Origin of the sequence: Mycobacterium sp. (assembly GCF_035697385.1) — a bacterium.
Taxonomy (GTDB): Bacteria; Actinomycetota; Actinomycetes; order Mycobacteriales; family Mycobacteriaceae; genus Mycobacterium.
The window spans coordinates 54,264-65,643 of sequence record NZ_DASSCY010000317.1 but is presented as its reverse complement, the minus strand read 5'-3'; the positions used below and the strand labels follow the sequence as shown (position 1 = coordinate 65,643).

At 63.6% G+C, this 11,380-nt stretch carries 10 protein-coding genes; 4 read left to right on the top strand and 6 right to left on the bottom strand.

All coding sequences use genetic code 11. The annotated features are described in order from the left end of the window. A partial coding sequence (locus VFH65_RS27115) for a helix-turn-helix domain-containing protein (protein ID WP_353325901.1) occupies positions 1–369 on the bottom strand: 369 nt, incomplete at its 3' end. Between the two features lie 107 nt (positions 370–476). On the opposite strand from VFH65_RS27115, the gene VFH65_RS27110 reads away from it, so the two are divergent. From VFH65_RS27110 to VFH65_RS27100, 3 genes are read left to right on the top strand one after another with little or no spacing between them, the layout of a single operon-like run. Further along, positions 477–1,634, top strand: a complete 1,158-nt coding sequence (locus VFH65_RS27110) for a homogentisate 1,2-dioxygenase (RefSeq protein WP_353325899.1) — start codon at positions 477–479, stop codon at positions 1,632–1,634. Then, on the top strand, positions 1,631–2,908 hold the full coding sequence (locus tag VFH65_RS27105; RefSeq protein ID WP_353325897.1) for an alpha/beta hydrolase: 1,278 nt from the start codon (positions 1,631–1,633) through the stop codon (positions 2,906–2,908). Before VFH65_RS27110 ends, VFH65_RS27105 begins: the two co-directional genes overlap by 4 nt. 59 nt (positions 2,909–2,967) lie before the next feature. Beyond that, positions 2,968–4,356, top strand: coding sequence for an amidohydrolase family protein (locus VFH65_RS27100; RefSeq protein ID WP_353325895.1), 1,389 nt, complete (start codon positions 2,968–2,970; stop codon positions 4,354–4,356). 16 nt (positions 4,357–4,372) lie between these two features. Here VFH65_RS27100 and VFH65_RS27095 read toward each other — a convergent pair whose 3' ends face one another. The 5 genes from VFH65_RS27095 to VFH65_RS27075 all read right to left on the bottom strand — a co-directional run bounded on the left by VFH65_RS27095 (position 4,373) and on the right by VFH65_RS27075 (position 10,554). Beyond that, positions 4,373–5,992, bottom strand: coding sequence for a phytoene desaturase family protein (locus tag VFH65_RS27095; RefSeq protein ID WP_353325893.1), 1,620 nt, complete (start codon positions 5,990–5,992; stop codon positions 4,373–4,375). A gap of 1 nt (position 5,993) precedes the next feature. Then, a complete protein-coding gene (locus VFH65_RS27090; RefSeq protein ID WP_353325891.1) occupies positions 5,994–6,881 on the bottom strand; it encodes an SDR family oxidoreductase in 888 nt (295 codons plus the stop codon). A gap of 73 nt (positions 6,882–6,954) precedes the next feature. After that, positions 6,955–7,869: an SDR family NAD(P)-dependent oxidoreductase gene (locus VFH65_RS27085; RefSeq protein ID WP_353325889.1), complete on the bottom strand. Its 915-nt coding sequence runs from the start codon at positions 7,867–7,869 to the stop codon at positions 6,955–6,957. 154 nt (positions 7,870–8,023) lie between these two features. Continuing rightward, positions 8,024–9,118, bottom strand: a complete 1,095-nt coding sequence (locus tag VFH65_RS27080) for an AMP-binding protein (RefSeq protein ID WP_353325887.1) — start codon at positions 9,116–9,118, stop codon at positions 8,024–8,026. A gap of 41 nt (positions 9,119–9,159) precedes the next feature. Beyond that, positions 9,160–10,554 (bottom strand): aldehyde dehydrogenase family protein, encoded by a 1,395-nt coding sequence (locus tag VFH65_RS27075; protein WP_353325885.1) that lies wholly within the window; start codon positions 10,552–10,554, stop codon positions 9,160–9,162. Between the two features lie 87 nt (positions 10,555–10,641). Here VFH65_RS27075 and VFH65_RS27070 point away from each other — a divergent pair, with 87 nt between their 5' ends. Continuing rightward, the gene (locus tag VFH65_RS27070) at positions 10,642–11,298 is read left to right on the top strand and encodes a TetR/AcrR family transcriptional regulator (protein ID WP_353325883.1); all 657 of its coding nucleotides are present in this window, start codon (positions 10,642–10,644) and stop codon (positions 11,296–11,298) included. The last annotated feature ends 82 nt before the right edge of the window (positions 11,299–11,380 follow it).

The following is an 11,380-nucleotide window of genomic DNA, read 5'->3' as shown; positions in this document are numbered from 1 at the left end:
GAGGGAGATCATCACCTGGCGGCCAGGCAGCGACTTCAGGAAATCGATCATGTACGGCAACGCGGCCGAGCGCAGCGTAAGGCTCTCGTGGTAGGCGTTGCCGAACAACAACGCCCGCGGGCCGATAACGTACCGGCTCTGTACCTGCTCGACCATTTCCTCGGCCTGGAGCGTGCGCAGGATGCGGTGCACGATTGTCTTGTCCAGGCCAAGGGCGGTGGCCAACTCGGCGGCCGACGCCGGCGTGGCGCGAGTGGAGATTTCCTGAAGCACAGCGAAGGCCCGTTCCACCGACTGCAGCATCGATCGCTTCGGGCCGGCCTGGCCGTCTCCGACCACGACGGCGCGGTCCTGCGGTGCGTCCTGCATTCACCAAACCTTAAGGGTTGACACGCGTAGCCAAGCGTGAGCACACTGGCTGCGGTAATCGCTACTGCATTGCGATTATCGCACATTTGTCGAAACAGGGGTATCCCATGCCTTTCTACAATCGCGCCGGGTCGGTCCCGGCGAAACGCCATTCACAATTCCGCCAGCCCGACGGTTCGCTGTACCACGAAGAGTTGTTCAGCACGGTGGGTTTCTCCGGCATCTCGTCGCTGCTCTACCACGTCGCACCGCCGGTGCAGGCCAGCGGGTTCCGGGCACTGGCACCCGTCGAGCTCAAGGAGCAGCCGCCGGAGGCGTTGCGGCCGCGCGCATTTGACACGTCCGCACTGCACACCTCCGGCGACGCGATCTCCTCGCGGATTCCAATAATGTTCAACGACTCCGTGGTGATCTCGTTTGCGACGCCGGACCATTCGATGGACCATTTCGCCCGCAACAGCTTCGCTGACGAGATCGTTTTGGTGCAGCAGGGATCGGGCGCCCTGCTATCGCCCTTTGGTCAGCTGCGGTTCGGCCCCGACGATCTGGTGATCATCCCGCGTGGAACCACCGTGCAATGGCAGCTCGACACCGCATCGGCGCGCATGTTGGCGATGGAGTCGACCGACCCCATCGAGGTGCCGGAAAAGCTACGCAACGAGTACGGCCAGCTGCTGGAAAAATCCTTGTACTGCGAACGCGATCTGCGAGTACCGCAGCTGACCGAGCCCACGGTGGGCAAAGGCTCCTACCCGGTGCACGTCAAACACGGAACCAGCCGCACCGAGGTCATCCTCGATCAGCATCCCTTCGACGTCGTCGGGTGGGACGGGTACCTCTACCCCTACGCGCTGAATCTCTCGGATGTCGAGCCGATCACCGGCAGCCTGCACCAAATGCCCGACGTTTACCAGATTCTCGGTGCAACCGGGTCGGCGATCTGCGTCGTCCCACCGCACAAACTGGACTACCACCCGCTGGCCATCCCGTCGCCACCGAGCCACAACAACATTGACAGCGACGAGGTGATGTTTACCGTCAGCGGTCTGGTTCCAGGCCGCACCTCCGGGCACTCCGGACATCTGACGCACCACCCCCGTGGTATCACCCATGGGCCGAAGGCCGGCGCATACGAGGCCTCCATCGGCATCGAGGAAACCGATCTGACCGCATTCATGGTCGACACGTTCGCGCCGTTGAAGCTGACCACCGATGCCGTCGGAGTCGAGGACGAGTCCTACTACCGGCAGTGGCTGCCACAATGAGCCGGCCGCTGAACCCACTTCGCCTGCACGGGGCCAACTTCCGCGTCCAAGACCTTCCCACCGAGATCCAGCATCGCGCCGTCGTCCTCGTCGCCGACGACGACGCCCCCAGCAGAGCGGTGCTGTATTGGCGGGAGGGAGTGACTCCGCGGGTCGGTATACATCTGATGCACCCACGTACCGACCAGTCGCAGAACTACAACATCGTCGCGCTGGCCCAGGCCGGATTCGCCGTTCTAGGCCGGGCCGGCCGTTGGGTGAACAACGACGTCGACACCGTGCACGAGACGCTCATGCTCGACATGGCAGCCGGCGTCCGGTTTCTGCGCGACGAAGTGGGTTGCGAGCAGGTGGTCCTGGTAGGCAACAGCGGCGGCGGCACGCTGGCATCGATGTATCAGTGGCAGGCGCGCACCGAACCGCCCGGTCGACTGACCGACACCGCGGCGGGTGACCCGCTGGACCTCAACGCGGTAGATCTTCCACCGGCGGACGGCATCGCGATCATCGCAGGACACCGCGGCGAGGGCGAGGTGCTGCTGAAGTACATCGACCCCTCGGTCGTCGACGAGTCCGATCCAGTGGCCGCCGACCCCGAGTTGGACATGTACCACCCCGCCAATGGCTTTCGGACACCGCCGGAGTCAAGCCACTACTCGCAGGATTTTCTCGAGCGCTACCGGCGGGCGCAGCGGGAGCGAGTCCGTCGCATCGATGTTCTTGCTCGTAACCTGGTGGCACAGCAGGAAGCGGGCGGTGCGGCAGCTGAGGTTCTCGAACAAGACTCACCAGAGGCCGCTATGCGATTGCGGCGCTTAGCCGTTGGCGCCGCACACATGCTGATCTACCGGACTGCAGCCGATCCGGCCGCCACCGACCTCGGTATCGAACCAGACGACCGCGTCGTTGGCTCCTACCTGAGCAAACGCCCCGACCTGGAGAACTACGGTGGACCCGGATTCGCCCGCTACATCACACCGCGAGGGTGGCTGAGCACCTGGAGTGGGTTGTCCAGCCGCGCCAACACCATTGCCTGCCTGCAGCAGATCCACGACCCGCTGCTGTTCGTGCACTACGCGGGAGACGAAGGCCTGCGCATGAGTGAGGCCGAGGAGATTGTAAAAGGTTCGGCCGCAACAGATAAGGAGTTGGTTGTGGTCCGGCACGCCGATCACTACGGCCGTGTCATCAATCCCGACGGCAGCATCGGTGCACAAACCACCGAAGGCACCCGCGCCATCGTCGACTGGATCACGGCGCGATTCAAGAACTGATGCCAGTACGCACAGTTCGCAGCGTTTGACGCTGGCCCCCAACGGAGACGGAGGAAATAGTGTCAAATCAACGGACGCTGATTCGCGGCGGCACCGTCATCACGATGGAGTCGGGTGCCATTGATGGCGCGGCGGACATTCTGCTCGAGGGCGATCAGATCGCTGCCATCGGACCGGATCTCGCAGTGGCCCAAGGCTCCGCTCGTATCGTCGATGCGACCGATCGCATCGTGATCCCGGGCTTCATCGACACCCACCGGCATGTGTATCAGGCGCTGCTGCGCGGGCTGGGCTCGAATTGGTCACTGACGCAATACCTGATTGCAATCATCGGCACCATTGGCCCGCGGTTCACCCCAGCGGACCTCTTCATTGCGAACCGCCTGGGAGCGTTGGACGCCATCGACTCGGGGGTCACCACCGTTTTCGATTGGTCGCAAAACCAACTGACGCCCGAGCACACGGATGCGTTGATCGCCGGGCTGGAATCCACGTCGATCCGTGCATCGTTCGGCAGCGGCGCGAATCTGGCGGATCTACTTGAATGCCTGGCACCACCGTTTCTGAGCAGTGTGTCAACCAACGCCAACGAAGTGCGGAGACTGCGCAACCGGTACCCGTCCGACACGGGCTTGTTGACGATTGGGCTCGCCGCCCGGGGACCGGAATTGAGCACCATGGACGTGGTCAAGCAAGACTGGGCGCTGGCACGTGAGTTGGGCATTCGGCTCAACATGCACCTCGGCCAGGCGGTATTTCCCGGCCGGCCCGCGGTGGTGGCGCTCAACGAAGCCGGGTTGTTGGGCAGCGATCTTACATTCGGGCATTGCAACTACCTCACCGACGACGAGATCACTCTGATGGCAGACCACGGCGTCACGGCCACCGTCACCCCTGAGGACGAATGCAACATGGGCCACGGCTGGCCGCCGATCGGACGCCTGATCGCCGGTGGCGTGTGGCCGAATATCGGCGTCGATACTTGTCTGGCCGTTGGCGGCGACCAATTCACGGCGATGCGATTTGCGTTGGCGATACCCCGGGCGCAGCGCAATCACGAGGTGCTCGCCTCTGGCGAAAACCCGTGGGAACTGGAGTTGACTGCCCGAGATGCGTTGAGGATGGCGACCATTGAAGGCGCGCGAGCGCTGGGTCAAGAGAACAGGATCGGCAGCATCGCTGTCGGCAAGCAGGCCGACTTGGTTGTCATCAACACTGCCCATCTCTCCATGACTCCAGTGATCGATCCGGTCGCAAGCGTCGTCCACAGCGCCGGCCGCGCGGTGGTCACCGACGTCTTCATCGGCGGCCGGCACGTCAAGAAAAACGGACAGCTGGTCGGCGCGGACGTCGCACAACTCCATGCCGAAGCCACCCAAGCCGCCGCGGAACTGCTGGAGCGGTCAGGGATTGGACCCGGGTGGCTGCCATCGATTCCGCCGACATAGCTGGTCGGCTCCCGATCTATCTGCGCCCGCGGCGCGATTTCTTCTTGAGGTCCCGGATGGCTGCACGAGCGCCCAGGTAACCCGGCAGCCCGGTCACCGAACCGCCCGGATGAGACCCGGAGCCCGCGAGGAACAGCCCGTCGATCGGTGTCCGGTAGCCACCCAATCCCAGTGCAGGCCGCAGCGGTCCCAAGCGGCCAAGTACCTGGTCAACGTGAGGGGGACAGCCGCCGGTGGCGTGACGGAGGGCGGCGAAGTCTTCGTGGGTCTCGACCGTCTTGTCGATCTCGATGTCGGCAAGGTTGCCGTAGAACTCGTTCAGCCTGCCCATGGTGACCGCCGCGGCCTTGTCTTTGAGCTGGTCCCATCCCTGCGCGGGTTCGTTGGGAATCGCGACCGACATTGCGTACAACGTGTCCTGGCCGTCGGGTGCTTGCGTCGGGTCCGGCCCCGTCGGGATTGCGTTGTAGAACACGAGGTCTTCGGCGTCCGGCATGAGACCACCCGCCGAGACGCCGTAGGCGCGCTCGATTCCCTTCTCGGTGCCGATCCAGTGGGAAGGGATGCGCAGATCGAGACCGTCGTCGCGGCGCTTCTCGTGTCGTGAGAGATCCAGCCTGCCGGCACATGCGACGTCGATCTTCATCTGCCCCCACCCGAAGCCGTTGGCAGGCAACGCATTCACCCGCCTTTCGAGTTCGGCAGGCAGACTTCCCGGCGGTAAGAACTGGCCCAACGCCCGCGACGGGTCGCAGCTGGCGACAACCCCTCGCTCGGCCCGCAACACAGTGCCGTCGCCCAGCACGACGCCGTCGGCCCGGCCACCAGACAGGGTGATCTCGGCTACCGGAGCGTTCACGATGATCGACCCGCCTCGGGCCTGCAGTCGTCTCGCCAACGCGTCGGGGATCGCCTGCGTACCTCCGATGGGGCGCCAGCACCGGTTGCGGTGCACTGCGGCGAGCAGGAGGAACTGTATCGCCGAGCCCGGGTGTGAACTCGACATCGTCGCGCCAGACGCGACATGCATTGCCGCACGGACAACGGGGTGGCGAAACCGCTCGTTGATCACTTCCTTGCCCGAGGCTAGGGCGAAGGCGGCAAAAGCACCTAGCTGCCTGCGTTGTGCGAACGCGGCGCGCGCGATGCGCGTCGCGGCGGTCCCTGGACGGACGGGATCGGCGGCGCCTACGACGTCGAAGACATCAAAGAAGTCATCGAGAAAGGCAGCGAACTCCAGATAGGCGGCGGCATCCTCACGTGAGAACTTCTCGATCTCGCGCGCCGTCTTGCGCGCGTCACGCCAGAACGCAATGGACTCCCCGTCTGGCCCCAGGTAGGCGAACGGCGGGTCGACGTCGACCATCCGAAGCCCGTACTCCTCCAGCGCGAGTTCCTTGGCCGGCGGATTCTCGCTCCACAGGATGGGATCGACCGCACAATGGTTGACCAGGTGAGCGGGAGCGCCCGGGATCGAATACCGCGACGATGTCATGCCCCCAATCTGCGTATCCGCCTCAACGACAAGCACATTCAACCCGGCGTCTTGAAGATAGTTGGCCGCGACAAGGCCGTTGTGGCCGGCGCCGATCACGATGACATCGTGGTGTCTCGTGCGCGGGGCCTCAACGGCCACCTTATAAGGCCTTACCGGCCGACAGATCGGCATAGGCTTTCGTCGCGAATTGCTCGAACGTGGTGGGCTTGCGACCGAGCAGCCATTCCAGCGTGTTGGAGTTGCCGACGAAATCGCATTTCGTATACCACCGCATGATCGAGTACAGAATGTCGGCCTGATGCTTGAGTTCCCCGCTGGGATCCTTTGTGCCCCAAAGGACTTCCAAGAGATCCTCCGGCGTCTTTGACAGGACTTGGATGTCCTTGTCCATGACGCGTGACAGGATACGCGCGATTTCGGGATGGTCGAGCTTGTCGGGCCCCGCCAGTTCATAGGAGGCGAAGTAATGGGCGCTTCCCTCCGTCACCACTTTCAGGGCCACGTCGGTGAGGTCTTCCATGGCGATATAGGAGTGCTTGCGAGAGAGGTCCGCCCAGAAACAGGGCAGGGCGCCCAGCTGCATCACGGGCGCGACGTGCACGTCCCACATCATGTAGTCGCACGGCTTGAGAATGGTGTGGTTCACGCCAGATTCGATCAGCGCTTCTTCGTGGTCCCGCTTGTAGCGGTGCTGAATGATGTCGATGATCGTGTGCATCACGGAACTGAACACGACGTGGCGCACCCCGACGCGTTTGGCCGCTTCGACCATCGCGAAGCCGATCTGCTCTTCATTCGGGTGTGCGCCCGGGCTGATGTGATAAACCGCGTCGCATCCCTCTAGCGCCTGGCAATAGACGTCGGGGTCGCTGATGTCGCCGACGAAGACTTCACTGGCACCCAGCTTCAACAATTCATCTTCGCGACCCGGAGTGCCCCGCGCGGCGCGAATCTTCAGGCCTGCGGCCGCAAGCTTGGGCAGGAGCAGTTTTCCTTGGTGTCCAAAGGCAGCGGTAACCAGAATCATAGTCATCCTCTCGGCTGGCGAATCGTGAGTCGCGGGTATCGAGGATCGTTGAGCAGCTCGACTGCGTCTCGGGCTACACCGGAAACGTGACGCCGGTGAGTTCCTCGGAGATGGCCCAAAGTCGCCGCTGCGCTGCTTCGTCGTGGGCACGGCGGCCTGCCTTCACAACGCGTGGGGCGCCACGGGTTTGGGCGAGCTTGGAAGGCCCGAGGAAGTCTCCGCCGCACACGTCGGGGTCGGTCGCGCCGCGCAATATCGGCAGAGCACCCATGGCAGCGCTTTGCGTGATGAATGGTCGCGTCAATGTGTAGAACACCCGGAAGTACAGCGGCGGCTCACGGATGAGGTCGGTATCGGAGAGGCCCGGATGCGCGACGACCGCGACCGTTGTTCCCTTGCCCGACAAGCGTCGTTGCAGTTCATAGGTGAACATCACATTGGCGAGCTTCGACTGTGAATATGCGGCTTCAGGGCTGTAGTGGCGTTCCAACTGCAGGTCCTCGAAGTGGATTCGGGCGCTGACCTTGTGTGCCACGCTGCTGACAGTCAGCACCCGCGAACCCGCTACCGGCAGCAGCCGGTCGAGCAATAGACCGGTCAGTGCGAAGTGACCGAGGTGGTTGGTCCCCAGCTGTAGCTCGAAGCCGTCTTTTGTGCTAGATCTCGGGGGGTACATCACGCCAGCATTGTTGATCAGCAGATCGATTCTCGGATGCGCTGAACGCAGTTGGTCAGCAGCGGTGCGCACGGAATCTAGCGAAGCTAGATCTAGCTGCTGCACCGTGACGTCGGCGCCCGGATGCGCGGCGATGATCCGTGCCGCTGCCTCCCCGCCCCGGTCAGGATTACGGACCGCCAATACGACGTGGGCGCCGCGGGCGGCCAGCACGACTGCGGCTTCAAACCCAAGGCCGGTGTTGGCTCCGGTGATGACCGCAACGCGCCCGGTCTGGTCGGGGATATCGGAGGCCGCCCATCCCTTACTCATCGGCATTCGCTCCTCGATTGTCGAAACCCGCTGCAATAGAACATGTTTGGTTCAATTTTACGTCGCCGGGTATGTGATTCAGCATCGTTGGCGGTGCCGCTTCCCAGAGATTCACGATATAGTAAACAGTTTTACGCTGACGTCGCAAGTACCGCTAGTAGACACCCTCGATGACGGTTTCGTTGTCAAACGCAACCACTGGACCAACGTCGGCGATAGAGTCGCCCACCGCCCCGTCGGGCGCCTGGATGCGGGTGGCCATGTCGCGTTCGAGATTGTTCGGCAACAGGAACGACTTGCTGACATGGTTCATCACCACCTGTCCTCGTTCGCCAAGTGCTACAGGCTCTTTCGTATCGGGGTTCACTACGCGAAAGGACAGCCACGGCGCGATCGGATCGAAGATGCACAGGTCGTTGTCGCCTATCCGCTCGGTGAATGAGCCGAGCGTCATGGTGTTGCCGAAGAACCCGTACAGCGGGATTTCGGGGAAGACCTCGGTGCGCAGAATGTCGGCGGTGTCGGGGTCGAAACGTGTTCCGCCCCATAGAATGACCTTTACCTGCCGTCTCACCAGCTCCGCCAGCTGCTCGACCTCGGCGATTTGGGCAAGCAACGGAGGCGTGGCCACCAATACGCCGATTTCTTGAGTCTGCAGAATGTAGGAGGACTGCTCGATCAAGTGCGCCGAATAGGCGCGCGCCCCATCGAATTTGCCGTCCGCGATGAGCTTCTTCACCCATCGGGGATCCATGTCGATGGAGAAACGTATGCCGCCCCGGAGTGCGGCCACTGCGCCCATGAACTGACCGATCCCATGGGGACCCGTCGGTGTGATAGCCAGCCAATCCACGTCGTGCGGGACGCCGACGGCGTCGAGTTGGGTGCTGATGGTGGCGGTCATTTGGTCCATCCAGTCTTGGAGGAAGACCACGCGTTTGGGCGCGCCGGTGGTGCCGCCGCTCTCGAACACCCCCGCGATTGGCGGTGTCGGGCCATATCCCTGGGGAATGAGATCACGTACCGCGACGTCACGCAGTTCGTTGGTGACGTTGGGGAACAGCGACAGATCGGTGAATTCCTTGACATCGCGCCGCGGATCGAAATCCAGCGATTCGCCGTGTTTCAACCAAAACGGTGATCCGGTGTCGGGGCTGAAGTGCCATTGCATTGCGGCTTGAAGAAACTCGTGCGGATCGGGGGTCTCGCCGAACGGGATATCGAGGATGGCGGTGGACGGATTCGACATGCGGATTCTCCTTGGATGCGATTTCGTCGTGAGTTCGGCGATCAGCCTCGGATGACGGCCTTGGTGCGCATGAGAAAGTCGGCGAGATACGAGTCATGAGGGATTCCCGGTCGCTGCCAATACGTCGGGTGCCCGCCGATGTACAGGTTCTTGATCGACGGATCGGCAAGCAGCTCATCGAGGAGCTGCTCATCCCGTGTGATCGCAGTCAACACAAGGCTATTGGCGAGCGGCGCCGCCCCGGATCCACGCGTCCACGGGGCGACCCAGACGCACGGGAAAGGCAGTTCGATCGCGGCCTGCTCGGCAGTTGGGCTGTCGAGCTGATAGACCGCAGGCCGCAGGACGGCACTGCCGTCGCCGAGTGGGTCGACGACGCCGTCACCGCCGAGCCACGCTTTGGCGCCGGCGGCCTTCGCCAGGAGATGCCGCTCGTATGTCCTGGCGGTGTCAACCGGATGGACCGGCAGCACCGCCCGCGGATCCTGCAGCGGCAGACTCGGAATTGCCGCGAGGCGTTCGGCCAGCGCCTGCGCGAGCGGACTCGGGTCACCCTCGATGAAGACGGCGGTGGTGTTGATGCACCCGACGCCGCCGTCCCAACTGACCGATTCCACGATCACATCGAGGTAGTCGCGCCAGTCGGAGTCCGCGGTGACGAGGATCTTGGACCGGCCCGGCCCGTTGGGCAGCACCGTCGGGTCGTCGGCGTACTTGTCGATGACGTCCTGGCCGCCGTAGACCATGCTCAGGTCGGCTTGGCGCAGGATCTCATCCGCGCCGTCGTAGTCGGTGGGCAATGTGACCACGTGGTCATCGGCGAAACCCGATTCGCGCAAGGCGGTGACCAGTCGATGCGGGGTGAGCGGCTCGCGGCGGGAGGGGCGGATAGCCACCCGGTACCCCAGGGCGAGGGCCTCCAGCCACAGCGAATGCACCGCCGGATGATTACCGGCGGCATGGACGGCGAAGACGTCGCCCCGACGGATCCACACCCCGTGCCCGTCCCGCACCAGTGGATCGCGCCAATCCTCGACGGCGCCGATGGGGCGGGCGGCCCGCACGCTCCGATATGCCGCGGCGGCGCTGGCCCGGATGGTGTCGATCGCGGTCCGAACGTTCGACAGCGGAGTGCCCAGGCGGCAGACGGTTTCTTCGTACTGGGCGACGGACATACCCGCGACCTCGCCGGTAGCGAACAGATCGCCTGCACGGGACAGAGCAGCCAGCCGGTCGTCCAATGGCATGGTCCGGGCCGCCCGCAGAGCGGCCATCGTTCGGGCGACGTACAGCCTGGGCACCAGGCTCAATTCGGCGACCGGCGTGCCCACGACATCCGCGATCGACACGCGATTGCGGGTCCGATAAGGCCCGGCAGGGCCTAGTGCTTCGATCACCAACGGAGCGAGAACCGATGGCGTGTCGGTCTGCAACATAGGCGGTTCCTCTGTGTTGGGCGTTCGCCGGTTGGATTAGATTACAGTACAGACATGTAACATAAATTTTCAAGCTATTCTTGCCTTGTGCCCACCCCTACGCGCGACACACCGCGGCGCCCGGGCAGGCCGCGTGATCCCGCTGTCGACAAGGCGATCCTGGACGCGACATTGGAGCGCCTCGCGTCTGACGGGTACGCGCGACTGACCATCGGCGACATCGCTGCGGATGCCGGGGTTGGCCGGCCGGCGATCTATCGGCGGTGGCCGAACCTGCAGGCGCTGGTCATCGACGCCCTCGATGCCCTTCTGCAGCAGTCGCGGACCGGCGATCCGTTGTCCGATATCGACGAGATGTCGCCGATTGAGGCACTTGTCAAGGTTCTGCACGGAATCGTTCCCACGGCGGTCTGGCAGCGAGGCCCTGGCCTCATCGGCCACCTCATCGCCGACATGGGCCACGTTCCCGGGTTGGATGAAGTAGCCCGCGCGCACCTGGTCGAGCCGCCCCTTCAGACGATCGTTCAGGCCATGCGGCACCTCCAGACGCGCGGCCACATCCGCGGTGACCTGGATCTGGACGTGTTCGCCGACCTCCTCTTCGGCAGCTATATCGCCGCATACTTGCGTACAGGCCAGCTTGATCCGGAGCTTCCCGATCGTGTTGTCCGCGCGATGTGGCCCGTGATTGCCACAGCACAGTCCCTCCAACCTGGCGTGCGAAAGCCACCGATCCGACCTTGAGACGAGTGACCGGCCGGTCGGATTTTGGGATCTACGCGAATCTGCTGAGCCGCCTGGTGATTCGCCACAGCAGCTCCGGCTG